General features: G+C 43.1%; 22 protein-coding genes. 9 read left to right on the plus strand and 13 right to left on the minus strand.

All coding sequences use genetic code 11. The features are described from left to right. Positions 1–69 precede the first annotated feature (69 nt). The 5 genes from ABIC84_RS22575 to ABIC84_RS22595 all read right to left on the minus strand — a co-directional run bounded on the left by ABIC84_RS22575 (position 70) and on the right by ABIC84_RS22595 (position 5,313). The gene (locus tag ABIC84_RS22575) at positions 70–810 is read right to left on the minus strand and encodes a tyrosine-protein phosphatase (RefSeq protein ID WP_426585023.1); all 741 of its coding nucleotides are present in this window, start codon (positions 808–810) and stop codon (positions 70–72) included. Positions 811–813: 3 nt separating this feature from the next. Continuing rightward, positions 814–1,866, minus strand: a complete 1,053-nt coding sequence (gene rfbB, locus ABIC84_RS22580) for a dTDP-glucose 4,6-dehydratase (protein WP_426585021.1) — start codon at positions 1,864–1,866, stop codon at positions 814–816. A gap of 15 nt (positions 1,867–1,881) precedes the next feature. Continuing rightward, on the minus strand, positions 1,882–2,904 hold the full coding sequence (galE, locus tag ABIC84_RS22585; RefSeq protein WP_426585019.1) for a UDP-glucose 4-epimerase GalE: 1,023 nt from the start codon (positions 2,902–2,904) through the stop codon (positions 1,882–1,884). 112 nt (positions 2,905–3,016) lie between these two features. Continuing rightward, positions 3,017–4,000: a UDP-glucuronic acid decarboxylase family protein gene (locus tag ABIC84_RS22590; RefSeq protein WP_091165770.1), complete on the minus strand. Its 984-nt coding sequence runs from the start codon at positions 3,998–4,000 to the stop codon at positions 3,017–3,019. Beyond that, positions 3,997–5,313, minus strand: a complete 1,317-nt coding sequence (locus tag ABIC84_RS22595) for a UDP-glucose dehydrogenase family protein (RefSeq protein ID WP_426585016.1) — start codon at positions 5,311–5,313, stop codon at positions 3,997–3,999. Before ABIC84_RS22595 ends, ABIC84_RS22590 begins: the two co-directional genes overlap by 4 nt. A 153-nt stretch (positions 5,314–5,466) precedes the next feature. Here ABIC84_RS22595 and ABIC84_RS22600 point away from each other — a divergent pair, with 153 nt between their 5' ends. The 9 genes from ABIC84_RS22600 (at position 5,467) to hemH (ending at position 14,011) form a co-directional block, all read left to right on the plus strand. Then, the gene (locus tag ABIC84_RS22600) at positions 5,467–6,717 is read left to right on the plus strand and encodes a 3-deoxy-D-manno-octulosonic acid transferase (RefSeq protein ID WP_429265019.1); all 1,251 of its coding nucleotides are present in this window, start codon (positions 5,467–5,469) and stop codon (positions 6,715–6,717) included. 220 nt (positions 6,718–6,937) lie between these two features. Continuing rightward, on the plus strand, positions 6,938–7,747 hold the full coding sequence (locus ABIC84_RS22605; protein WP_429265020.1) for an alpha/beta fold hydrolase: 810 nt from the start codon (positions 6,938–6,940) through the stop codon (positions 7,745–7,747). 2 nt (positions 7,748–7,749) lie between these two features. Then, on the plus strand, positions 7,750–8,373 hold the full coding sequence (locus ABIC84_RS22610) for a lysophospholipid acyltransferase family protein (protein WP_426585010.1): 624 nt from the start codon (positions 7,750–7,752) through the stop codon (positions 8,371–8,373). A gap of 121 nt (positions 8,374–8,494) precedes the next feature. After that, on the plus strand, positions 8,495–9,121 hold the full coding sequence (locus ABIC84_RS22615) for a 1-acyl-sn-glycerol-3-phosphate acyltransferase (protein WP_090528862.1): 627 nt from the start codon (positions 8,495–8,497) through the stop codon (positions 9,119–9,121). A gap of 3 nt (positions 9,122–9,124) precedes the next feature. Continuing rightward, positions 9,125–10,213, plus strand: coding sequence for a glycosyltransferase (locus ABIC84_RS22620; protein WP_429265021.1), 1,089 nt, complete (start codon positions 9,125–9,127; stop codon positions 10,211–10,213). Continuing rightward, complete coding sequence (locus ABIC84_RS22625) at positions 10,210–10,869, plus strand: carotenoid biosynthesis protein (RefSeq protein ID WP_429265022.1); 660 nt, start codon at positions 10,210–10,212, stop codon at positions 10,867–10,869. The genes ABIC84_RS22620 and ABIC84_RS22625 overlap by 4 nt, the downstream gene beginning before the upstream one ends. A 94-nt stretch (positions 10,870–10,963) precedes the next feature. After that, positions 10,964–11,815: a 4-hydroxy-3-methylbut-2-enyl diphosphate reductase gene (locus ABIC84_RS22630; protein WP_429265023.1), complete on the plus strand. Its 852-nt coding sequence runs from the start codon at positions 10,964–10,966 to the stop codon at positions 11,813–11,815. Positions 11,816–11,843: 28 nt separating this feature from the next. Then, positions 11,844–12,533 carry a fatty acid desaturase gene (locus ABIC84_RS22635; RefSeq protein ID WP_429265024.1) on the plus strand — a complete coding sequence of 230 codons (690 nt, stop codon included), beginning with the start codon at positions 11,844–11,846 and terminating at the stop codon, positions 12,531–12,533. 458 nt (positions 12,534–12,991) lie between these two features. After that, positions 12,992–14,011 (plus strand): ferrochelatase, encoded by a 1,020-nt coding sequence (hemH, locus tag ABIC84_RS22640; protein WP_429265025.1) that lies wholly within the window; start codon positions 12,992–12,994, stop codon positions 14,009–14,011. Positions 14,012–14,146: 135 nt separating this feature from the next. Here the strand turns inward: hemH and ABIC84_RS22645 are convergent, their stop codons facing one another. The 8 genes from ABIC84_RS22645 to ABIC84_RS22680 form a co-directional block, all read right to left on the minus strand. Then, the gene (locus ABIC84_RS22645) at positions 14,147–14,338 is read right to left on the minus strand and encodes a cold-shock protein (protein WP_090528875.1); all 192 of its coding nucleotides are present in this window, start codon (positions 14,336–14,338) and stop codon (positions 14,147–14,149) included. A gap of 168 nt (positions 14,339–14,506) precedes the next feature. After that, on the minus strand, positions 14,507–16,444 hold the full coding sequence (locus ABIC84_RS22650; RefSeq protein WP_429265026.1) for an alpha-amylase family glycosyl hydrolase: 1,938 nt from the start codon (positions 16,442–16,444) through the stop codon (positions 14,507–14,509). Positions 16,445–16,654: 210 nt separating this feature from the next. After that, positions 16,655–17,632, minus strand: a complete 978-nt coding sequence (locus tag ABIC84_RS22655) for a glycoside hydrolase family 43 protein (protein WP_429265027.1) — start codon at positions 17,630–17,632, stop codon at positions 16,655–16,657. A gap of 376 nt (positions 17,633–18,008) precedes the next feature. After that, positions 18,009–19,013, minus strand: coding sequence for a family 43 glycosylhydrolase (locus ABIC84_RS22660; protein ID WP_429265028.1), 1,005 nt, complete (start codon positions 19,011–19,013; stop codon positions 18,009–18,011). Between the two features lie 3 nt (positions 19,014–19,016). Next, positions 19,017–20,984 (minus strand): alpha-L-arabinofuranosidase C-terminal domain-containing protein, encoded by a 1,968-nt coding sequence (locus ABIC84_RS22665; RefSeq protein ID WP_429265029.1) that lies wholly within the window; start codon positions 20,982–20,984, stop codon positions 19,017–19,019. Between the two features lie 7 nt (positions 20,985–20,991). Continuing rightward, positions 20,992–22,164 (minus strand): aldose epimerase family protein, encoded by a 1,173-nt coding sequence (locus ABIC84_RS22670; RefSeq protein ID WP_426584990.1) that lies wholly within the window; start codon positions 22,162–22,164, stop codon positions 20,992–20,994. A gap of 211 nt (positions 22,165–22,375) precedes the next feature. Then, positions 22,376–23,035 (minus strand): fructose-6-phosphate aldolase, encoded by a 660-nt coding sequence (gene fsa / locus ABIC84_RS22675; RefSeq protein ID WP_429265030.1) that lies wholly within the window; start codon positions 23,033–23,035, stop codon positions 22,376–22,378. A gap of 17 nt (positions 23,036–23,052) precedes the next feature. Next, a complete protein-coding gene (locus tag ABIC84_RS22680; RefSeq protein ID WP_090528891.1) occupies positions 23,053–24,753 on the minus strand; it encodes a sodium:solute symporter family transporter in 1,701 nt (566 codons plus the stop codon). Positions 24,754–24,997: the final 244 nt, after the last annotated feature.

A 24,997-nucleotide genomic window follows, 5' to 3' on the forward strand; every position in this document is an offset into this window, starting at 1 on the left:
GGATCGATCTGCTAATCGAGGATTGCTTCGTTCCTCGCAATGACGCTTTTCTTGTTGGATAATACCTGTTTAAAACAACATCTTATTCTTAAGCGGATAGTCGACAAGCAATTTTTCAATATAAGTTGTTCTCAGCGCATCGCCCAATGCGGCGGCATGCCTTAAGTGGTGCATATCGCTTGAAATAAAGTCTATCAAACTATTATCAACCAGTTCTTCGGCCATTTTTTTTATTTCCTTGCCGTAATACCCGGTAAGCGATATGGTGTTAAGCTGAAAGTCGACACCCCAACTGTGCAAATTTTTCAATTTCTCTAAATCAAGGTATTGATAGCGCTCGGGGTGGGCCAAAATAGGTTTATACCCTTTATCATGAAGCTTTTGAATTACACTGTAAGTATTTGGCGGTTGATTTATAAATGAAAATTCAAATAATACGTGATTATCGCCCATGGTCATGATCGGGCCGTTCTCTACACGTGCTTCAAACGTTTCATCAAAATAGTGTTCGGCAGCGGCTTCAACAGGTATATCAATCCCTTGTTTAACCAACTCAGCTTTTAGTATGGTCAGTGCGTTTCCTATGGTTTCGGGGGTGTTGCGATAAAAGTCAATCATGATGTGAGGTGTGGCAATAATTTTTTTTATGCCTAATTCCATCATTTTTTTTATCAACTCTACCGAATCTTCAGGCGTTTTAGCACCATCGTCAATTCCCGGTAACACGTGCGAGTGCATATCAACCATGATCCCCTCATAGCTGTGCTTTGCTTCCCTTACTTCCTTCTTCTTCTTAAAAAGCCCGAACATTTTTTATCTATCGTTATACTGACTGCTGTAATATTGCTGGTAATGTCCCGACGTTACATCATTAAGCCAATCTTCATTAGCCAGGTACCAATCAACTGTTTTTTCCAAACCTTCTTCAAAAGTTATGCCCGGCACCCAGCCTAAATCATTTTTAAGCTTGGTTGCGTCAATAGCATATCTTAGATCGTGGCCGGCCCTGTCGGTTACAAAAGTGATCAGCTTAGCCGATTCTCCCTCGGCCCTGCCCAATTTTTTGTCCAATATACTGCAAAGCAATTTGATGAGGTCAATATTTTTCCATTCGTTATGCCCGCCTATATTATAGGTTGAGCCCGATTTGGCATTATGGAATATGACATCAATTGCGCGGGCATGGTCTTCAACCCAAAGCCAGTCGCGGATATTTTCGCCTTTGCCGTACACCGGCACAGGCTTATTTTGTTTGATATTATTGATTGCCAGTGGAATAAGCTTTTCCGGAAAATGGAACGATCCGTAATTGTTTGAGCAGTTTGAGATCACGGTATCCATGCCGTAAGTGTCCTGGTAGGCCCGCACAAAGTGATCAGAACCTGCCTTTGAAGCCGAATAGGGCGAATGCGGATCATAGGCGGTTTCTTCGGTAAACATGCCATCTTCACCAAGCGTACCGTATACCTCATCGGTAGAAACATGATAAAAACGGGTTTGATTATATTTGCCTTTCCAATGCTCGCGGGCTGTATTCAATAAATTTACGGTGCCAACTACATTGGTCATCACAAAATCAAGGGGGTTAGTGATCGACCGGTCTACGTGCGATTCGGCAGCAAGATGGATAACCGCATCGGGGTTCTCTGCTGCAAAAAGTTCATTGATAAAAGCAATATCAACAATATCGCCTTTTACAAACCTATAATTAGGCTCATTTTCAATATCTTTTAAATTGGCCAGATTACCCGCATAAGTAAGTTTATCTAAATTAACAATGCTGTAATCAGGATAGTTTTTCACAAACCTGCGTACTACATGCGAACCAATAAAACCAGCACCCCCTGTTATAATGATTTTTTTCATTCCCTGCTGTTGATATTAATTGAACGGATTTTGAGCAATATATTTTTCCCACTCCCAGGCTGATGACATCATTTCGCCAATACCAAGTTTAGCTGTCCAGCCAAGTTTGGTTGATGATTTGGTAACATCGCCCCAAACCTGCTCCACATCACCTTCACGGCGCGGGCCAATTTCATAGTTCAGTTTTTCGCCAGTAGTGCTTTCAAAAGCATGAATTACTTCCAATACTGAAGTGCCGTTGCCTGTGCCCAGGTTAAACACATCATAACCTTTAAATTCGTCTTTTTCGGCAAGCCTTAACGCGGCTACATGGGCTTTCGCCAAATCAACTACGTGAATATAATCGCGGATGCAGCTACCATCAGGCGTGTTATAATCATTACCAAAAACGGTTATTTTTTCGCGTTTGCCTATGGCAGTTTGTGTAATAAAAGGCACCAGGTTTTGTGGTACACCTATTGGCAACTCCCCAATCAAAGCAGACTCATGGGCACCTACAGGGTTAAAATAACGCAACGAAATCACTTTATAATCGCTGCCGGAATTTATCATATCAACCAAAATTTCTTCGGCTATTTGCTTGGTATTACCATATGGAGATTGTGCAGGCTGCACCGGGGCATCCTCTGTAACGGGTAATTTTTCGGGCTGTCCGTAAACTGTGCAGCTTGATGAAAATACAAAATTGATAGCCTTACCGTAATAAGCTTCGAGCAGATTGATAAGCGAATAAAAATTATTCCGGTAATATTTCATTGGTTTTTTTACCGATTCGCCCACCGCTTTAAAGGCTGCGAAGTGGATGATACCACCTATTTCGGGTTCGGCAAGAGCAAGTGATCTAACGGCAGCTTCATCACAAAGATCAAGCTTATGAAATACCGGGGTAAAGCCTAAGATCTTTGTAAGCTGATCTAATATTTTAGGGTCCGAATTCGACAAGTCGTCAACGATAATGGGGTCATACCCCGCGTTAACCAGCTCAACAACGGTGTGCGAACCAATAAAACCCAAACCGCCTGTTACTAATATTTTCATGGTTTAAATAGAGAGTATGTTTGAATGTTTGGCAAAGTAAGCAGATTGTGACAATTCATCCACTTTTATATTATAAAAAAGGCCAAAAAAATTAATTTCCGGCCTCGTTACCTTACTTATTGTAATAAGTAAAGTCTTTATGGTTTATTTCATGTTCGGGCAACGACTTGAAGTATTCTAAGGTGATCTTCAAACCTTCACTTCTGGATACTTTTGGCTCCCAGCCTAATATAGCTTTAGCCTTGGTAATATCCGGGCGGCGTTGCTTCGGATCGTCCGTTGGCAAAGGCAGGCTGATCAGCTCCTGGTTGGTGCCCGTCAGCTTAATGATCTCCTCGCCAAATTGTTTTATCGTGATTTCGTCCGGGTTGCCGATGTTCACCGGCTGGGCGTAATCGCTGTGCAGCAACCTGTAGATCCCTTCTATCAAGTCATCTACATAGCAAAACGACCGCGTTTGTGAGCCGTCGCCAAACATCGTCAACGGTTCGCCCCGCAGTGCCTGCCCTATAAAAGCCGGTAACACCCTTCCGTCGTTCAGTCGCATTCTTGGACCATAGGTATTGAAAATCCTAACGATCCTGGTTTCCAACCCGTGGAAGGTATGGTAAGCCATGGTAATAGCTTCCTGGAATCTTTTGGCTTCATCATACACCCCTCTCGGGCCTACCGGGTTTACATTACCCCAGTATTCCTCTGGCTGCGGGTTGATGTTCGGATCGCCGTATACTTCCGAGGTGGAGGCGATCAGCATCCGTGCCTTCTTGTTCCGGGCCAGTCCCAGCAGGTTATGGGTTCCCAGTGAGCCTACTTTCAATGTCTGGATCGGAATTTTCAGATAATCTATCGGGCTGGCCGGTGAGGCAAAATGCAGGATATAATGCAGTTCACCCGGCACATATACAAACTTGGATACGTCATGGTTATAAAACTCAAAGTTCTCCAGTTTGAACAAATGTTCGATATTCCTTAAATCACCGGTGATCAGGTTATCCATCCCGATCACATGATAATCTTCCTTAATAAACCTGTCGCACAGGTGCGAGCCTAAAAAACCGGCCGCTCCTGTAATCAGGATTCTTTTTCTTTCTGTCATATTGCTACTGTTTTACGGCCTATACTGTTATAATAAAATCCATAATCTTTCATCCTGTCCAGGTCATACAGGTTACGCCCGTCAAAGATCACCGGCGATTTCAGCTTTTCCTTCATAAAGTCAAAGTCTGGAGTACGGAATACCGGCCATTCGGTCACAATCAGCAAAGCATCTGCATCATCAAGGGCATTGTACCGGTTGGTGGCATAGCTTATTTTATCGCCAAGTAGTTTTTTAACGTTTGGCATGCCTTCCGGGTCGTAGGTGGTTACTGTTGCCCCGGCTGCTAACAGCTCATCGATAATGTACAGTGCCGGTGCTTCGCGGATATCGTCGGTCTCCGGTTTAAAAGCCAGTCCCCACAGGGCAAAATGTTTTCCTTTCAGTCCGCCTTCGCCATAATATTCACGCATTTTAACTACCAGCCGTTTCTTCTGAGTTTCGTTCACTTCCATCACCGAGTTGAGGATCTTGAAGTCGTATTTATTTTCTTCGGCTGCTTTGGAAAGGGCCTGCACATCTTTAGGAAAACAGCTGCCCCCATAACCAACACCCGGGAACAGGAATCGTTTGCCAATGCGGCCATCTGCCCCTACCCCCTTGCGTACCATATCTACATCCGCTCCTACCAGCTCGCACATGTTGGCAATCTCGTTCATGAACGTGATCTTGGTGGCTAAAAATGAGTTGGCTGCATATTTGGTTAGCTCGGATGAGCGTTCGTCCATATATAATATAGGGTTGCCCTGGCGCACATAGGGTGCATATAAATCGCCCATTACCTGGCGGGCTTTTTCATCCGTTGTACCGATCACTACCCTGTCCGGTTTCATGAAATCTTCTACGGCTACACCTTCGCGTAAAAACTCGGGGTTGGATACCACCGCAAACGGAACATCGGTATTGGCTTTCATCACTGCGGTTACCTTATCTGCCGTACCTACCGGTACCGTTGATTTGGTTACGATCACTTTATATTCGGTGATCAGTTTGGCTATATCTTTTGCTGCGCCAAGCACATAACTCAAATCGGCTGCTCCATCCGCTCCCGGAGGCGTAGGTAATGCCAAAAAGATCACTTTGGCCGGGCCTATTGCTTCGGCAAGATTAGTGGTAAAGGTTAGTCTTTCCTGTTTAATATTACGCAGAAATAAAATATCAAGACCCGGTTCATAAATCGGCATCTCGCCATTCCGCATCTTGTTTACTTTTTCTTCCACGATATCCACACAGGTTACTTCATTTCCCGTTTCGGCTAAACAAGTTCCCGTTACCAAGCCTACATAGCCCGTACCAATTACTGCAATTTTCATAGTGTTAAATGTGTTTTAATTTTAAGTAAGCAATATTTGTATGATCAATCATATAACTGACTTATTATAGCACCGGGCGGGCCATAAACTAATATTGTAATTATTGTTATTACTTTTATGCCCGGCTAAGATAATCATTCAGCATTAAAATTGATGTTATTATATAATATAGGTATCAAATTATATTCCCTTTTTATCCGTTTTGCCGCATTGTTTAACAACAAGGCAAAACTTTGGGTTGCAGGGCGTAAAAATCCTGTCTTTGTACGTATAGAAAGCAGTATTTGGTTTCATTTTGCTTCACTTGGCGAATTTGAGCAAGGAAGGCCTATACTGGAAGCAATGAGAAATTTACACCCCAAAAAGAAAATAGTAGTCACTTTTTTTTCTCCTTCGGGATATGAGATCAGGAAAAACACACCGCTTGCTGACTTTGTTTACTACCTGCCTTTGGATACTGCCCGAAACGCCCGCAGGTTTATCGATGCCATTAACCCCGAGATTGTCATTTTTACTAAATACGAGTACTGGTTCCATTTTTTTAATGAAGCAAACAAGCGTAACATCCCCCTGTATATCGTATCAGGCATCTTCAGGCCCGCACAGGTGTTTTTTAAATGGTATGGAGGTTTTAATCGCAGAATCCTAAGTCTGGTATCGCACTTCTTTTTACAGGATGAGGCATCTGCGCAATTATTGAAAGGTATCGGTATTACTAACGCATCAGTGAGCGGCGATACCCGGTTTGATCGCGTTTGGGCAAATGCACAAAACCCTAAAGTGCTGCCTTTGATAGAACAATTTAAAAATGGTCACAAGTTATTTATAGCAGGCAGCACCTGGCCACAGGATGAGAATATATTAGCCAAATTAGTAAGCCAGTATCCCGATTGGAAATTCATTTTTGCACCTCACGAAATACCGGAGGAAAAAGTTAATAACCTTATTGACTTGCTTCCGCAGGGAAAGGCGATCACTTTTTCTCAGCTAAGAACTGAGGCAGAAGGCTTAAAGTCAGGAGATTTTATTAACCAATCGCTTACATCTAACAATCTTCAATCGCTGGTGATAGATAATATCGGCATGCTTTCGTCGCTTTATGCCTACGCCGATATTGCTTATATAGGCGGAGGTTTTGGTGTGGGCATCCACAATACCCTGGAGGCGGCAGCTTTTGGCCTGCCGGTTATCTTCGGCCCTAACTATCAAAAATTTAATGAGGCCAGGGAGCTCATCGCGCTCAAAGCAGGATTTAGTATCAGCAATGAAACAGAATTAAAAGATATTGTTGACACACTGGTTAATGACGAGCCGTTTTATAATATTACCCGTAAAAAGGTATTTAATTATGTGAAGGAAAATGTAGGGGCCACGGAAATGATCATGAAGTATATCGATAAATAAAAAATGTCATCTATCATACGAGGAACGAGTGAGACTTTGTACACCCGGTAAGTAAACCAGGTATGGTGGATTTACAGGAAGCAGAAGATTTCTCTTCACGCCCCGCTTCCCTCCTCCGCGGTTCATCGAAATGACAATTTTATAAAAAGACTATTCCCTCATTCAAAACAAAACATGGTTGTTTACTGTACAAAAGTCATAAATTCTTAATATTGCCTTAATGGGTTTTTTACATCTGCCCGGCCTGGGCAAAGCGCATTTTCACGAGTATGGTACCGGTCAAAAACCGCTGCTGGCCTTTCATGGCTATGGCATGACAGGGAAACAGTTTCATGTACTTGATCAGTCTATCCTCCCTCAATATCATATTTATGGTTTCGATCACTTTTTTCACGGCGAAAGCAGGCTGGATGGCTGGACAGAACAACAGATCGTGGCCGGGATGCCCAAAACCATGGTACGCAGCTACATGGAAGAATGGTTTAAGCTTTACGGCCGGCAACGTTTTTCGGTAATGGGCTATTCTATAGGCGCCAACCTCGCCCTGATATTGGTTGAGGAATATGCCGATATGATTGATGACATCATTTTAATGGCCCCTGATGGCCTGGCTGTATTTAAAGGCTTTCATTTTATATTGCATAATAAGCTTGGACGCGCAATTTTCCGCACGGCTACAAAAAGCAAATGGCTGGCACCTTTTTTAGTTAAAAGCATGAAAACCGTTGGCGCTATTGACGAAAGCCTTTACCGCATAGCTTATAATGAAATTGATACCGAACAAAAACGGCTTGACACTTATTATACCCTAAATTTGATCAGGCAGTTAAAACCTGACGTACAGAAAGTAGCACAACTAATCAATCAGCATACAATTAAATGTTTGCTGATATTTGGCAGGCATGACCAGCTATTCCCTAAATCGGCGGCAATGCCATTTTTAGGAATGCTCCATAATGCCGAAGTACATGAAGTTGAGCTTGGGCACTGGTTGGTTACAAAGGCACTTGACGAGTATTTAGTTAAATAAACATGGTACCTTCACGTAAAAAGAAATTTTGGAGTAAACTATTCATCCGTTGCGTAAAATGGTGGATCGGCCGTAATTTTAAAGAGGTTAATGTACAGCCTTTTGAGCCACGCCCGGGCCATTCAATATTGCTTTTGACCAATCATTTTAGCTGGTGGGATGGTTTCATTGCTAACCGGACAGCTGTTTATGATCTTAAAAAGCAATTCTACATCATGATGCAGCAGGATCAGTTCGATCAGCATAGTTATTTTCGGTACATTGGTGCTTACTCTATTCAAAAAGGGTCGAGGGCAATACTCGACTCGCTCAGTTACTCGGCCGGGATATTAAATGATCCTGATAACCTCATTGTGATATTTCCGCAGGGCGAGCTTTACTCAAACCATGAAACGCATATCCGTGTTGAAACCGGTGTTTATAAACTGATGCGACAGATAAAAGGCCCCTGTCAGGTGGTTTATCATTGTACCCTGATCGATTACTTTGAAAGCCTGAAACCCCGTGCCTATGTTCATTTATTTGATTTAGGCGTTGCCAATGAGCTTACTTTTGAGCAGTTAAAGGAAAACATTAATAACGCACATCAGCAAGCGTTAAAGAACCAGATCAATATGGAGCACTAATTAATTGACACTAATTTCCTGAATTGTTTCGAATTGGTGCTAATTCCATTTGATAAGCCATCAGCAAATTTCGTGTAATTCGATAAAATTGTAGCCGACATGCAATACATTCGTGTAAAATATGATCCGCAATAAAGAAAACTTTTTCATGAACCGTATTGTCCATTATTATATTAAATGGATAGTTGGCAAAACGTTTCATGAACTATTGTTTAACGATATTGTGATTGATAAAAACAAATCGGTGCTGCTGATAGGCAACCATTTTAGTTTTTGGGATGGGTTGATATTATATTGCGTAAACGATAAATTGCTGAAGAAAAAGTTACATGTCATGATCCTGGAAGAGACTGCCCGTAACGAGCGCTTCCTGAAATATGTAGGTGCTTTTTCGGTAAAAAAAGATTCAAAAAGTATCATCCAATCACTTGACTATGCTGCCGGATTGCTTACCGATCCGGTAAATTTGGTTTTGATGTTTCCGCAGGGCAAACTGTATGCTAACTTTGTTACCGGCATACACTTTGAAAAGGGGGTTATGAGGATCATTGAAAAAGCAAACGGGAATTTCCAGCTCGTTTTTGCTTCAACTTTTATTCAGTACTTTAAACATAAAAAGGCAACGGCAACCGTTTATTTAAAAAACGAACCAGAAAATTACACCGGTAAAAGCATAAGTAAATTACAAGAGGCTTACCAAAGGCATTATGAAGCCTCCAAAGCGCTGCAAACCGAATTTGATATATAAAAAGTGACCATAGCTATATTAATAACCCTCTTTTTTATCATACTCAGGTTTGCAGTAACGCTATTCAATTATATCTCCAACCCTAAGCTGCCCCATATAGGGCGGTATTATTCGGATAAAGTTTCTATCCTGATCCCTGCACGTAACGAGGCCGGAAACATATTAACCCTGTTAAATTCCATTCATCAGCAGGATTATAACAACTACGAGGTTATCATTTATGACGATGATTCAAGCGATGATACTTATCAGGTTTGTACTGAATTTGCCGCCGGTCACCCTCATTTCAGGGTGTTAAAGGGAGGTAAATTACCGGATGGCTGGATGGGAAAAAATTACGCCTGCCATCAAATGGCTAAACAGGCCGATGGTAAATACCTGCTGTTTTTGGATGCTGACGAACAAGTTAGTAACCGCCTTATCAACAGCGCGGTACACCGTATGCATTTGCACCAGCTGGGTTTACTAAGCCTGTTTAGCAATCAAGCCATGCTTACCCTTGGCGAGAACCTGGTAGTACCTCTCATGCATTTCATATTGCTAAACCTGCTGCCTTTACGCCTGGTATATATATTAAAAAACGCCTCAGTAGCAGCCGCCAGCGGGCAGTTTATGTTGTTTGATGCTACTATTTATCACAAACACCAATGGCACAAAGCAGTAAAAAACAAGGTGGTGGAAGATGTGGAGATCATGCGCCTCATAAAAGCGGAGCGTTATAATGGCGAGGCCCTGCTGGCCAACGGCATGATCAGCTGCCGTATGTACCGGGGATATGGCGAAGCTATAAACGGGTTCAGTAAAAATTTCCTGGCGGCTTTTAACTATAGCATCATTGGTTTTTTGGTGTACATTACCATCACTATTGCCGGTCCGCTGATTATCCTGACAACCCTGAACATGCCGCTGATATTTTTTACCGCAGGGCTGATTTTTCTTACGCGGATCATGATCTCCCTTTCGGCCGGTCAAAAAGCGGAGTATAACATCCTTTTACATCCTGCCCAAATGTTTAGCCTGCTTGTCGTAGCTGTTTTATCCATCCAAAGGTATCTCACCAAAACCACGATGTGGAAAGGGCGAAAAATTTGAGACCCATAGCATCCGATAATTCTGTCCGGGCAAAAAACAGGATCTGTATCATAGTTATTTTCCTGTTTCATTTGGTAGGGTTGGCAGGCTTTATTATCCCCTCATTAACCGTATTATTTATAACCCTGGTACCATGGCATTTACTATTGATGCTTGGGATTATCGTTTATAGTTATGACAATTTTGACAGCAGGTTTCTGCTGTTTGCATTGACCGCCTTCGGCATCGGCTTCCTGGCCGAATACATCGGTGTACATACCGGTTGGCTCTTCGGGCATTATCAATATGGCAGAACACTTGGCATCAAACTATTTGAAATTCCCCTGATGATAGGGGTAAATTGGTTCCTGCTGGTCTATGCCGCAGGCATTACCCTGCAGCGAAGCCGCCTAAAAAGTACGTTGGTAAGAATACTTTCAGGAGCTACGATCCTCACCTTGCTCGATGTGCTGATTGAGCCTATTGCCATACATTTTGATTACTGGCACTGGCTGGATGCCGGCGTTCCGTTTAAAAACTATGGTTGCTGGTTTATGCTGAGTGCATTGCTGCTTTTTATATTTGAGCAGTTTAAATTTAAACGGCAAAGCATTGTTGGCCCGGCATTACTGATTGCACAATTTGTATTTTTTGCTGTCTTGAATTTGGTATATTGAGCCAAGGTGATCAACTATTTAGTGATATAATAATCATCAAAATCAACGTAATCATTACAATCAACGGTTATTTTTGCCGTAAATTTGTAGCACCATGGGAGATTATCAGTTAAAGGTTACTATTGACCAGGATTCGGGCTTTTGCTTTGGGGTGGTTTATGCCATTGATATGGCCGAGGAGATTTTAGAAGAGGATGGCTATCTGTACTGCCTTGGTGATATTGTGCATAATGACGAAGAGGTTGAACGTTTGAAAGCAAAAGGCCTGCGCATCATTGAGCACGGCCAGCTTAAAGATCTCCATAATGAAAAGGTGCTCATCCGTGCCCATGGTGAAGCTCCCGACACCTACCGTACGGCTTTAGAGAATAACATCACCCTTATTGATGCCTCATGTCCGGTAGTGCTTAAACTACAAAACCGCATCAAAACCTCATATGACTCGAACGAGAAGATCCTGATTTTTGGCAAGCACGGTCATGCAGAAGTGGTTGGCCTGCAGGGACAAACCAATGATGAAGCGATAGTTTTCCAGGATATTGCCGAGCTTGACAATGTAGAACTACCGCACAACATTACGTTGTATAGCCAAACCACCAAGAGTATGGATAAATTTTACTCGGTTAAAGATGAGCTTATTTCACGCGGCTACGCCCTTAAGGCTAATGATACTATTTGCCGCCAGGTAAGTAACCGAGATAAAGACCTGCCCAAATTTGCAACGCGCTTTGATAAGATTGTTTTTGTATCGGGCAAAAAATCATCAAATGGTAAGGTATTGTATGAAGTATGCCGCAAGCACAATCCCAATACTTATTTCATATCCTCAACCGACGAACTGGATAAAAACATGTTTGCACCAAATGATACCATTGGTATTGCCGGTGCAACATCAACCCCCATGTGGCTGATGCAGAAAGTAAAAGCCGCTATAGAAAGCTTTTAACAGCACGCTTTTTGCTGTAATAGGTAACATGCAAAAAAATCCGTCAAATACTGGTTTATTTGTGGCCGCGCTGGTAATTGGCTGCTGGGCAACAAGTATTACATTACTGATGCAATGGCATTTCAGCTTCAGCAATCCTCTTGTTTATGTACTGATGCTGGTGCAAATGCATCTTTATACCGGGCTGTTCATTACCGCTCACGATGCTATGCATGGTACAGTTTCGCCTGATAAGGGCTTAAATAACTTTGTGGGTTACCTCAGCACTTTCCTATATGCCTCGTTCTGGTACTCGCAATTGTACACCAAACACCACAGGCACCATAACCATGTACATACGCATGAAGATCCGGACTATCATCAGGGCAGCTTTTTTGCGTGGTATGTACAATTTATCCGCAATTACCTGTCCATATGGCAAATTGTGGTGATGGCTGTTGTATTCAATATCCTGAAGGTTTGGATTCCACAGCCAAACCTGATCATGTTTTGGGTTGTACCATCATTACTGAGCACATTACAGTTATTTTACTTCGGCACGTACCAACCTCATAAAGGCGAACACGACAACAGGCACTTTGCCCGGAGCCAGCGCCGTAATCATTTGGCTGCATTTTTTAGCTGCTATTTTTTTGGTTATCATTATGAGCATCATGAATCGCCGGGTGTACCGTGGTGGAGATTGTGGAAAGCTCCGTTGCCGAAAAACACAGATTAACCAATCCATAATCCGCTATTCGTCATCGTATCCACTATTAAGCTCGGAAAAAATCGTAATGATGTATAAAATATATTTTAGGGATGTTGCGCAGGGCTGCGTTAGGGATTGCAGCGGAAAACCCACAGCCTTGTGCAGGCCTCAGTGCGTACAGGCAAGGCGAGGATTTGCAGCGTAAAGCCCGGGCCGCAGGCAACGCCCATACCATGAAACCGGCTCAAAAAAACCTTTAATAATCAACCTCTTACAACCACATCATGATAAAAACACCAACAATCCTCTCAAACAGAAAGGTAATCGTGCAAATCTCCCTGCAAAGCTGGGGATTGCTTCGTCCCCTATAATAACGGGAGTATACTGTGACAGGGAATAAATAAACCTTACACCTCATTTATTTGTAAATTGTGACCACCGTCATAACTTACGGGGCATTTTTTGCTATTTTTGCGCCTACAGTTATGGCTAAAAAAGGAATTTTACTGGTTAACCTGGGCACCCCGGATAGCCCCAGCACAGCAGATGTAAAGCGTTATTTAAATGAATTTTTGATGGATCCGCGGGTTATTGATATCGGGGCCATTTCACGTACCCTTTTAGTTAAAGGCCTTATTGTTCCGTTCAGGGCGCCTAAATCGGCCAAATTGTACCAGGCCATCTGGGATCCTAAAACAGGCTCACCGCTGTTACACTACAGCATTTTACAACAGCGGGCCTTGCAACAGCGCCTTGGCGATGACTATATGGTTGAGCTGGCTATGCGTTACCAAAACCCTTCTATCGAATCAGCTTTGGAGAAACTGAAGGCAGCCCTCGTTGAAAGTATCCAGGTAATCCCTTTGTTTCCGCAATATGCCTCGGCCAGTACCGGGTCTGTTTATGAAAAGGTGATGGACATTGTTGGTAAATGGCCAACATCGCCAAATATTACGTTCATCAATTCTTTCCATGATAATGAGCTGATGATTGAAACTTTTGCTGATAACGCTCAAAAATATAATCCTGAAACGTACGATCATGTTTTATTTAGCTTTCACGGACTGCCGCAAAGGCAACTGATTAAAGCCGATCATACTCATAATACCTGCCTTAAATCTGCAGGCTGCTGTGAAACGCTTACTGATGTCAACAGGTTTTGCTATTCGGCACAATCGCACCATACCGCGAAACTGATAGCTGAAAAAATGGGCATTCCGAAAGAGAAATATACCATCTGCTTTCAATCGCGCCTGGGCAACGACCCATGGGTGCAGCCTTACACCAGCGAAATTGTAGCCAAACTGGCCGGCGAAGGTAAAAAACGTCTCCTGGTATTTTGTCCCGCCTTTGTAGCCGACTGCCTTGAAACCGTATATGAAGTAACTACCGAATATGGTGACGAATTTAAAGCCCTCGGCGGTGAGCATGTGCAACTGGTTGAGAGTTTGAATGATGCACCTAAATTTATTGATGCCTTAGTGCAGATGGTAAAGCCTTTTTAGGAAAACTCCCCTGTTGAATATAATTATTGCCTAACGGAGCTGTTTTATAGCATACGTTAGGCTTTTTTTATTGTATAAAAAAAGCATCTGCCCATTGCTGAACAGATGCTGTACGATTTTTATATAATTGATAGTTTAACCTACTTTTACATTTACCGCATTTAAGCCTTTTTTGCCTTGCTCTACATCGTAGGTAACGCTATCGTTTTCACGGATAGTGTCGATCAGGCCTGATACGTGTACAAAAACTTCGGCACCACCATTAGTTGGCGTAATAAATCCGAAACCTTTGGTTTCATTAAAGAATTTTACTGTTCCTTGCATTATATTTTTATTTAATTACTACAAAGGTAACATTAATTATTAACAATCAATTAAAAATAAGGCCATTACACGTTTAAAGTTTTCGGAAGTGTAATTCCCTGTTGAAAACTACGTCGTAAAAACAGCATTTATCAACTCCCTGAAGCCTTAACACTTAGTGTTTTAACCTCGTTATTGCTGTAAAGGAACACTGCTGTAAACATGATATTCGCCGGGTTTCAGCGTCATGGAATATTGCAATGATGTTACACTTATACTGGTTTTGGTAATGTTATCGTACCAGGTTCCGGTAGCCGGGAAGCTGATATTGCCGGTTTGCGGCACCACGTCAAAATTGCCTACCACCTCAACATTCGCGCCGGCATCTTTTAGTTGGATTGTTTTAATGGGACCGGCAAGATCATAAGTATAATTGGTTGAGGCAAATACAGCGTTCTTTTCCTTCATCTTAATCATCTTTGCATAAACACCATATAAATGCCTCCTGTTAGGATCGGTGTTATAGTTCCAGTAGATAGGTTTATTGCTGGTGCGGCCTCCCTGGTTAATACTTACATCGTAACCAAGCTCGCCAAACTGCCACAGCATCTTAGGTCCCGGAACCGAAAACAGGAACGCGGCTGCCATTTCTTCGCGCGCCAAACCTGTGTTTTTATCTTTTACATTGTAGCTGCCAACCGCATTGCCATAACTTTCATTTTTAAACTGCAGGCGTTCCTCATCATGGCTTTCAAAATAGCCTACCAGGTTATACGGCTGCGTAAACGTATGCTGATCATAAAACAAACCCTGAAAATTGGAGTTGGTTAGCCAGCCCATAGTAGCTTCGTTGGCATTATAGTTCAGGTTGTTCCAAAGCATCATGCCTTCGCCGGCCAGTTCTTTTTCTTCCTGGTTAGCCGCAAAATGTTCCAGTATTACGTAGAAATTATTATTATCGATGCTTTTGATGTAGTTGTTATAATCTTTCCAGATGGCTACACGACTGGCATCATATTGGCTCCATGCGTTCACGGCTGCATCAGACGTGCCATAGTTAACCTGGGTAAAACCTTTTGAAAGGTCAAAGCGGAAACCATCGATCTTATACTCCGTCATCCAGAATTTGAGCACGTTTTTTACAAAATATTTAGTGTCGGCGCTTTCATGGTTAAACTGGTAGCCGACATTGTAAGGATGCGTTGGATCCACATTATACCAGGGATTGTTGGCCGCAGGTTTACCTGCTGTTGTATTAAAATACATCTGTACCATTGGTGATTGGCCAAAGGAATGATTAAGCACCATATCCTGGATCACCGCTATACCCCGCGAGTGGCACTCATCAATAAAAGCTTTCAAGGCGTTTTTGGTACCGTAGTATTTATCAGGCGCAAAATAAAAAGACGGATTATACCCCCATGAAAGATTACCTTCAAACTCATTAAAAGGCATCAGTTCAATAGCATTAACTCCCAGGTTTGAGAGATACTTCAAAGTATCTGTAAGGGTTTGATAGTTATGGGCATCAATAAAATCTCGTAATAATAATTCATAAATAACCAGGTTCTTTTTATCGGGGCGGGTAAAGCTGGTGTTTTTCCAGCTATACGCAGGCTGATTGGCCTGAAAAACGCTTACATTACCGGTAGTTTTCCCGGTTGGATACTTTTTTAAGTTGGGATAGGTATCTGAAGAAATGTATGAATCGTTATCAGGGTCAAGCACCTTTTCGGTATATGGATCAGCTACCTTCAATGATTTATCAATATAAAACTGATAACCATATTCAGCAGCGGGATCGATGTTATCTATTTGTACCCACCAGCGTTTGCCATCGGGTGTGTTGTTCATCACGGCCTTGGTGTCATTTACATCCCAACCGTTAAAATCACCTGTTACTGATACGGATTTTTTGCCCGGCGCATACAGGTTAAAAATTACCGATTTACCCGAATTGATAAAGGTAACCCCGTCTTTTGCACCCGCCGGCAACGCCTTTCCGGTGTTTATCACCGTATCACCGGGAACGTTCCCGGAATTACCCGGCAAAACTTCTTTCTTTTTGCATGAAGTAAAACCGGCCAATAAAAGTCCGGCAAGTAATAAGTAAACATTTTTAATGATCATATTTTGTTATAATTGGTTTCTTACCAAAGCAATCATAGCCAACTGGTTACAGGCCATATTGCTTCAGCAATGCAATATCAGTAAAATAATTGGTAAAATTACTTTTCATCAAATTATGTATTTATCAACCGGAATAATTCGCCCTTTGGACTATCATGTCAGGACAACCTTAAAGCCCTACCTACCCGGGGAAGGCTTGAGTGGGACTAATTATTTGGCCGGCTTAACCCCTTCGCTGGTCATTATCACCCTCTTAATGCTCCCATCTTTATTGTAATACAAATAATCGATGCAAACGGAACGGTGAAAACTGCCCGCATCAGGCACTAACGCTCCGTTATGATATATAAAATACCATTTGTCTTTAAACTCAATAATAGCCTGGTGATTGGTATTGGAATTTCCAGCTATTTCGTTAATGATCCCCTTATATTCCCACGGGCCATTGATATTCCGGCTCATAGCATACGCTATTTTTTCGGGAAACTCATAGGCATATGAAAGATAATACCAGCCGTTACGCTCGTGGATCCACGGCGCTTCTGTATAATGCGGCAGGGTAATCGTTTTAATCTCGCCGTCAAGCTCGGTCATATTGCTTTTAAGTTTAGCATAATAGCAAATGCCATTTCCCCAAAACAGGTAGGCCTGCCCGTCTTTATCAATAATAACTGTTGGGTCAATATCATCCCAGGAATGCTTAACGGCTTTCGTCATATCATTGGTAACCAAAGCACTGCCGCGCGCATCCTTAAACGGCCCCAACGGACTGTCAGATACCGCCACGCCAATAGCTTTGCCATGAATAGTGCCATGTTCAACAGCCACATACCAGTAAAACTTGCCGTTCCGTTCAATCACCTGCGAAGCCCATGCATCATCCTTAGCCCAATGAAAAGCCTTAACATTCATAGGCGAAGGATGCTCTGTCCAGTTCACCATATCGGTTGTAGTGAAGCAGGTCCAGTCGTGCATAGTATAGCCGTTATGACCGGGAGCAGCTTCATCATGGCCGGTGTACAGGTATACCTTATCCTTATAAACCATAGCCGCCGGATCGGCAGTAAACTTATGCCTGATAATCGGGTTGCCATCGGCGTGAATGATGGTATCTCGGGCTGCGGCATTGGCATGTGTCAGGCTGCCAAGTGCCAGGCCTAATGCGATCAGGTATTGTGATATTTTCATATTGTAATCGATTTAAATTCACCGGCCAACCGGCCTGTGCTCCTTTTCCAATTCCCTCCCTTGGGAGGGGTGCGGCCGATAAGTGCGGTGGCAGGGAGGGGTTTCTACGCTTTTTATATTGACGAAATCCTTCTCTACACATGGGCATAGCCGTCAACTTAAGCAGCTATTGAACAAAATCCCCTCTCGAGAGGGGGCGCGGAGGGACGAGCGGTGCAGGGGTGTGTTTCTGCTGTAGGCTTATCAAAGCAGAGACACACCCCTCCGCCCCTCTCAAGAGGGGAATCGCACCTTCCCCGCTTTTTATTCCTTAAGTTGACGGCTATGCTCCCAAGGGGAATCGCACGGCTCTACCTTGTTTTTCAGGTTAATTAATTCATTTCCCCACTACCGGCCATCCATCAACCCAATCCAGCTTTTCTATCCTCAATTTCGAAATCCCCCTATCCGCGGCATCATAGCCATGGAAAATGATGTAATCAATCCCGTCAAAAGTACTTACCCCATTATGGCCTACGCCATACCAATTAGCATCGCCGGCCAGCAGGATACTGCCGCCACCTTTGTTCATGGCTATGCCTTCTTTATCCAGGTATGGTCCCTTCAATTTTTTTGAACGACCGATAATCATTTTGTAAGTACTCTTTGGCCCTTTGCAGCAATAATCTATTGAGGCAAACAGGTAAAAGTATTGATCGTGTTTAAAAATAAACGGAGCTTCAATGGCATTGCCGCCGGCGTCAACTGGGTTCCCGTCAACAGCGGGTAGATTTTCCGTTGCTATTTTTCGGCGTGTTGCAATGGTTGGAATGTTATCAATATTTTCCGCAACGCTTAACCTGTCTTTATTCAGCTTCACCAATTTTAATCCATCCCAAAACGAGCCGAAAACCAAATATGGTGTACCGTCTTTATCGGTAATTAAATTAGGGTCGATGGCGTTCCAGTTGGTTTTACCGGGGATAGATTGAGTTACCTTGCCATGATCAATCCATTTATAGTTTGGATCATTGGTATGCAACGTGGCATTGGTCGCCACACCTATGGCCGAAGTATTTTTGCCAAAGGCCGATACAGAATAAAACAAGTAGTACAGCCCGTTGTAAAGCGAAATATCCGGTGCCCAAATATGCCCTTTAAAACCGGGGATAGCATCAACTGCCCATTGCGGGGGCGTTGCAAATACAGGTTTCTCAGCCTTCCAATATACCCTATCGCCTGACGACCACATAGCAATGCCATTACCTGTACAGAAGATGTAGTAAGTGCTATCCTGCCGGATCATTACCGGGTCGTGTACCGATATATCAGTCCTTAGTTCCTGGGCATTGCAGAAAATGCCCGGGAACAATAAGGATATGATCAGAAGGATCTTTTTCAACGATTATTTGTTTTTAAGCCTTACTACTTTGAATGAGTACGGCTCAACTGCCAGCTTTAAGGTATTGCCTGAAATGTCAATAGTGCTTTCAACAGGGCTAACTGCTGTGGGCGTGGCTAATGAATTTTCGGCATCCTTGTCATCGGCTTTTAGTGTAGTAACCGTGGCCTGTTTTTGATAACCTTTTGAGCCGGTAATCTTAAAGCTTACATTTTGTGCCGAAGTGCTGGTATTCACAAATTTGATCACCAGTTCATTGGTATTCTTATCTAAACTGGCAGTAGCATAGCTATCATTTTGGCCGGCTACGGCTTCGTTGTTTAACGTAAGCGGCACTACATCTGTTCCTTTATTAATGGAAAACAGTTGCTGCACATAATAATTCGGCGTAGCATAACTTTTCAGGTTATCAAACCAGATCAGGTTTGGTGTCCACTGCCAGCCTTCTACGTGTGCGAAAAGAGGGGCGTATGAAGCCATGTTCACTACATCGGCATTACGCTCCAAACCGGTCATGAAGGCCGCTTCAGACAATGCACATTCCCAATTGTTTTTGTTATCGGGGTTTACGGTTGATTTGCTTTGCGCAGCATATTCACCGGCGAAGATCTTAGGGCCTTTACGGTCGTAGTTATCATAACGGCGGGCATTATCCCTAAACCATTTTGCAGGCGCATAATAATGCTCATCCAAAATATCGGCACCTAAACCGCGGAAGGTTTTATTTAACAGTTCAAACTCTTTACCATCAGGTGATGGGCCTAAAGCCGATACGATCTTGATATCCGGGTATTTAGTTTTGATGGCTTTGGTAAAGATTTTCCAACGGTCGATATATTGCGGGCCCCATTGCTCGTTACCTACACCGATCATTTTTAAATTAAACGGTGCCGGGTGACCGAGATCGGTACGCAGCTTACCCCATTTGGTGCTGGCATCGCCATTAGCAAACTCAATCAGGTCGAGCGCGTCCTGTACGTAAGGATCAAGTTTATCCAAAGGCACCAGCTCACCGGTGTTGAATTCGCAGGCCATACCGCAATTCAGGATAGGCAGAGGCGAAGCGCCAATATCCTCGGCAGTCATGAAATACTCCATAAAGCCCAGACCGAAAGTTTGGTAATAATCAGGCGTTGGACGGTGTTTAAACTCGGTATTCCAGCGGTTAATGATATTCTCGCGTTTATCAACCGCGCCGATAGTTTTTTTCCACTGATAGCGGTTGCTCAACTCGCGGCCTTCAACAATACATCCACCGGGGAAACGTAAAAAGCCGGGCTTAAGATCAGCCAATCGCTGTACCAGGTCGGCACGCAGGCCAGCCGGGCGGTTTTTCCAGGTGTGCTCGGGGAATAGGGAGATCATATCCAGGTCGATTACGCCCTTACCGCTCATCCAAACATACAACTGTGCTTTCTGCGTTGTAGCATCCGATTTAAATTTCACGCTATAACGGTTCCATTCTTTATCAGTTGGCGTAAGTTCGGCTTTACCTATAACGGCATCATTATCGCCGTGCAGCTCAATATTCAGTTTTACGTTGGTATCACCTTCCTGTTTGGCTATCACCGAAAAGCTGTATTCCTCGCCTTCCTTAACCCCCATCCCGCGGAAACCCTCGTTCGAGAAACCGTAAAAACCGGCATCAGTTGTAATGTAGCTTTTTATAAAGTGCGCATTCTCAGGGCGTTCAACGGCACGGTTTATTACTTCTGTACGACCGTCACCGCCGTCCTTTTTATGTTCCTTCCACCCCATCAAAGGCATGTTGAACTCAAACGAACGGTTTTTTACCAGTTCGGCATACACACCGCCATCGGCAGCAAGATTAATATCCTCAAAAAATATCCCATACATGGTTGGCTGAATGTGTGCCTTTACCTTATCAGCCGCTATGGTATATTGTGTTTGCGCATGCAGCGCGGTAAAAGTACCGGCAGCACACAGCATTAAAAAAGCTCTTTTTAGCATCGCTTATTTATTTGGAGAATTTGTAAATGGTTACCGTATGGTAAGTTTGGCCTGGCTTTAACACGGTTGAAGCAAACGCCGGCTGGTTTGGCGCATCCGGAAAATGCTGGGTTTCCAAACAAAACGCCGAACGGTAAGGGTAAGCTTTGCCGCCTTTGCCGTCTTTGGTTTCGCCGGTTAAAAAATTGCCCGAGTAAAATTGCAGGCCGGGCTCTTCGGTGAATACCTCCATAGTAATGCCGGTAACTGTACTCTTAACAGTAGCAATTGGAGTGCTAAGGTCATGCTTGTTCAATACAAAGTTATGATCATAACCTTTGCCGTTTTTCAGTTGCTCATCAGCAATGCCAATGTCTTTACCAATGGTTTTTGAAGTGGTAAAATCAAATGGGGTACCTTTAACCGGCTGCAGCTTGCCTGTGGGGATCAATGTGGTATCTACCGGCAAAAATGCATCAGCATTTATTTGCAACACATTGTCGGTAATAGTTGGGTTACCCGCGCCATTCAGGTTAAAGTATGCGTGATTGGTTAAATTAACTATGGTAGTTTTATCGGTAGTTGCTTTATATTCAATCTTAAGCGCGTTATCATCGCCCAGAGTATAAACCACAGTTGCAGTTAAATTGCCCGGATAACCACCTTCGCCATCTTTTGAAATATAGGTGAATTCCAGCTGCGAAGCGCTCAGTTGCTTAGCAGAAAATACCTTTCCGTAAAAGCCGTTGAAACCGCCATGCAGGGTGTTTACGCCATCGTTAATATCCAACTGGTAAGCTTTGCCATCAAGGGTGAATTTACCTTTGGCAATACGGTTGCCATAACGACCTATAATGGCGCCGAAATACGGCTCCTTTGGTTTTTGATAGCTTTTCAACGAGTCGTAACCTAAAATAACATCGGTAGCTTTACCGTCTTTATCAGGTACCAGTAAGCTTACCAGCCTGCCACCATAATTGGTAACGGCCACTGTTGCGCCGCTGTTATTTTTCAGGGTAAAGAGTTTTACTTTCTTCCCCTGTACATCCGCCTCAAAATTGGCCGAATCGGGTATTGACTGGGTAGTTACCGAGGTCGAATCTTTCACGGTTGAATCAGTTGCTTTTGGATTACCGTTACAAGCCGCAAAAAGCGCTGCCGAACAGCTTAACATCATTAATAAATTCTTGTTATTCTTCATAATTTGAGGTTGTTAGCTTGCCTTTTAAAGCATTTGCCGTTTAACTATTATAATTTCCGGTACAAATAAATTGGTTTAACTAATGGTTTGGGAATCAGTGAGACCAATGTATAAAAATTAATTTATAATTGTTAAAAAAACACTTAAAATATTTAATTAAAAAAAGCCCGCCTCGCGCGGGACTTTCTTATTCAAAAATCAAATATTTCAACTAAACACCTGCAGCCTTGGCATGGTCGGCCAGGAACTGCGCAAGTCCGTTATCTGTAAGCGGATGTTTTAGCAAAGCGGTAATAGCACTCAGCGGACCGGTTATCACATCGGCCCCCAGCTTAGCGCAGTTAACAATGTGCATAGCGTGGCGTACCGAAGCTGCCAGGATCTGTGTTTCATAACCGTAGTTATCATAAATCAGCCTGATATCTTCAATCAGTTGTAAACCATCTGTTGAGATATCATCTAAACGGCCAATAAATGGTGATACATAAGTAGCACCAGCCTTAGCCGCCAACAGGGCCTGGCCTGCCGAAAACACCAGCGTACAATTGGTTTTAATTCCTTTTTGCTTAAAATATTTTAAAGCTTTTACGCCATCTTTTATCATGGGCAGCTTTACCACAATGCGCTCGTGAAGGGCAGCCAGCGCTTCGCCTTCGGCAACCATCTCGTCAAAAGTGGTTGATATAACTTCGGCACTTACATCGCCATCGGTAATTTCACAAATGGCTTTGTAGTGGTTAATGATATTTTTATGGCCGGTAATACCTTCTTTAGCCATCAATGATGGGTTGGTGGTAACGCCGTCTAATACACCCAAATCGTGGGCTTCTTTAATTTGTGCCAGGTTGGCTGTGTCAATAAAAAACTTCATTTTATAAATTATTGTACTTACCAGAATTTAGCATAAAGCATGGTAAGCAGGATCAGTGTAACTACAATTAATGCCATAGTTGATTTTTCAACCTTGAACATACTACGCGGAATTTCAAATGCTTTCGGATTAACTTTCGGACCGGCAAGGCTTATGGCTACCATCACAATAATGGTAAACATGAAAGATAGCCCCATACAAATCAGGAACGGAATCTCATAGCCGCCTTTTCCATTAGGGAAAGCTGTATAAAGCAGGGTTTCGTTACCAAACAATTTTGGTGCATAGTTATTGAACAATACCGACATGCCAAAGCCTGTCAAAATACCTGCAATAGCGGCTGCGCCTGTGGTACGTTTCCAGAAGAAACCTAAAATAAAAATGGCGAAGATCCCCGGACTGATAAAGCCTGTGTATTTCTGGATAAAGGTAAAGCCGCCTTCGCCGCCTATGCCTAAAAGATCTTTCCAGGTAAGCATGATAGAGAACACTAATGCAGCCAAAATAGTAAGCCTGCCTACATTAACCATACTCTTTTCACTGGCTTCTTTGCTGATATGTTTTTTGTAAATATCAAGCGTAAAGATGGTACTGATACTATTAGCCTTACCTGCCAGCGAAGCCACGATAGCAGCAGTTAAAGCTGCAACCGAAAGACCTTTTAAGCCGGTTGGCAAAAAGCCCAATATAGCCGAGTAAGCATTATCTGAGTTGAAGTGCCCACCTGATGCCATTTCTTGTTGCAAGCCACCGTTTTTGTACAATACGTAAGCAGCAATACCCGGTAATACCACTATAACAGGCATAGCCAGTTTCATTAAACCTGCAAAAAGGATCCCTGTACGTGCAGTTTTCAGGTTAGCACCCAAAGCCCTTTGTGTGATGTATTGGTTACAGCCCCAGTAGTTCAGGTTCACGATCCACTGACCGGCAAAATACATAGCAATACCAGGCAGCGCAAGGTATTTGTTGATCTCTGCCTGCGGAGCGCCCGGCTTAGGTTTAGCCATCATCATTTTAAAGTGATCAGGCGCATCGCTCATCATTTTATTTAGGCCCGCCATGGCATCTTTGCCCAAGCCAAAATGCTCGCTCACCAAAGTAAGTGCTATGTAAGTAGTAGCTAAACCACCTACGACCAGTACCAATACCTGTATAACATCGGTAAAGCCGATAACCTTCATACCACCAAGGGTAATGAACAGCGCGAAAATGGATAATGCGATGATGATCTCATGCAGATATCCGCCGCCCATTAAGTTATTAATGGCCAATGCACCCAGGTAAAGTATAGAGGTTAGGTTAACCAACACATACAGCAACAGCCAGAAAATGGCCATGATAAAACTCACCGTTTCGTTATACCGAGTATGTAAAAACTGCGGCATGGTGAAAATCTTGTTTTTAAGGTATACCGGTATAAACCATACAGCCACAATAATCAGCGCTATGGCAGCAACCCATTCGTAAGCTGCAACGGCCAAACCCACGGCAAAACCCTGTCCGCTGGTGCCTATAAATTGCTCGGCAGATATATTCGACGCGATTAGCGAAGCACCAATGGCCCACCATGTAAGCGACCCCTCGGCCAGGAAAAAGTCGTGACTATCAGATACGCCTTTGATCTTTTTACGGCTGTATACCCAGTACCCGTAGCTCGTAACTACAATAAAATAGATTACGAAGATCACGTAATCGATAGTGGAAAATTTGTTCATTATTTGGTTTAAATTAGTTGCCCCTCCCAACCCTCCCCTAAAGGGTGAGGGCTTTTTAAAGCATTGGTTAAGTTTATACTCTTCTCATTTTTGCCTGAACCGAAACCTGTGGAATAAAGAAATTAATATCATACTAAATAAATTCCTTAATTCCATGAATTCGAGTTCAGACAATTCCGAAATCGAAAATTCACATGGCGTTGCCTGCGGCCGGGCTATCCGCTCATACTGCACAAGGCCTTAG

Source organism: Mucilaginibacter sp. 3215 (assembly GCF_050433785.1).
Lineage (GTDB): Bacteria > Bacteroidota > Bacteroidia > Sphingobacteriales > Sphingobacteriaceae > Mucilaginibacter.

What these genes read in the sequence shown, in the direction of transcription:
- ABIC84_RS22575 (WP_426585023.1), bottom strand. Translation starts at nt 810, where the DNA reads ATGTTCGGGCTTTTTAAGAAGAAGAAGGAAGTAAGGGAAGCAAAGCAC.
- rfbB (WP_426585021.1), bottom strand. Translation starts at nt 1,866, where the DNA reads ATGAAAAAAATCATTATAACAGGGGGTGCTGGTTTTATTGGTTCGCAT.
- galE (WP_426585019.1), bottom strand. Translation starts at nt 2,904, where the DNA reads ATGAAAATATTAGTAACAGGCGGTTTGGGTTTTATTGGTTCGCACACC.
- ABIC84_RS22590 (WP_091165770.1), bottom strand. Translation starts at nt 4,000, where the DNA reads ATGACAGAAAGAAAAAGAATCCTGATTACAGGAGCGGCCGGTTTTTTA.
- ABIC84_RS22595 (WP_426585016.1), bottom strand. Translation starts at nt 5,313, where the DNA reads ATGAAAATTGCAGTAATTGGTACGGGCTATGTAGGCTTGGTAACGGGA.
- ABIC84_RS22600 (WP_429265019.1), top strand. Translation starts at nt 5,467, where the DNA reads ATGTTATTATATAATATAGGTATCAAATTATATTCCCTTTTTATCCGT.
- ABIC84_RS22605 (WP_429265020.1), top strand. Translation starts at nt 6,938, where the DNA reads ATGGGTTTTTTACATCTGCCCGGCCTGGGCAAAGCGCATTTTCACGAG.
- ABIC84_RS22610 (WP_426585010.1), top strand. Translation starts at nt 7,750, where the DNA reads ATGGTACCTTCACGTAAAAAGAAATTTTGGAGTAAACTATTCATCCGT.
- ABIC84_RS22615 (WP_090528862.1), top strand. Translation starts at nt 8,495, where the DNA reads ATGATCCGCAATAAAGAAAACTTTTTCATGAACCGTATTGTCCATTAT.
- ABIC84_RS22630 (WP_429265023.1), top strand. Translation starts at nt 10,964, where the DNA reads ATGGGAGATTATCAGTTAAAGGTTACTATTGACCAGGATTCGGGCTTT.
- ABIC84_RS22635 (WP_429265024.1), top strand. Translation starts at nt 11,844, where the DNA reads ATGCAAAAAAATCCGTCAAATACTGGTTTATTTGTGGCCGCGCTGGTA.
- hemH (WP_429265025.1), top strand. Translation starts at nt 12,992, where the DNA reads ATGGCTAAAAAAGGAATTTTACTGGTTAACCTGGGCACCCCGGATAGC.
- ABIC84_RS22650 (WP_429265026.1), bottom strand. Translation starts at nt 16,444, where the DNA reads ATGATCATTAAAAATGTTTACTTATTACTTGCCGGACTTTTATTGGCC.
- ABIC84_RS22655 (WP_429265027.1), bottom strand. Translation starts at nt 17,632, where the DNA reads ATGAAAATATCACAATACCTGATCGCATTAGGCCTGGCACTTGGCAGC.
- ABIC84_RS22665 (WP_429265029.1), bottom strand. Translation starts at nt 20,984, where the DNA reads ATGCTAAAAAGAGCTTTTTTAATGCTGTGTGCTGCCGGTACTTTTACC.
- ABIC84_RS22670 (WP_426584990.1), bottom strand. Translation starts at nt 22,164, where the DNA reads ATGAAGAATAACAAGAATTTATTAATGATGTTAAGCTGTTCGGCAGCG.
- fsa (WP_429265030.1), bottom strand. Translation starts at nt 23,035, where the DNA reads ATGAAGTTTTTTATTGACACAGCCAACCTGGCACAAATTAAAGAAGCC.
- ABIC84_RS22680 (WP_090528891.1), bottom strand. Translation starts at nt 24,753, where the DNA reads ATGAACAAATTTTCCACTATCGATTACGTGATCTTCGTAATCTATTTT.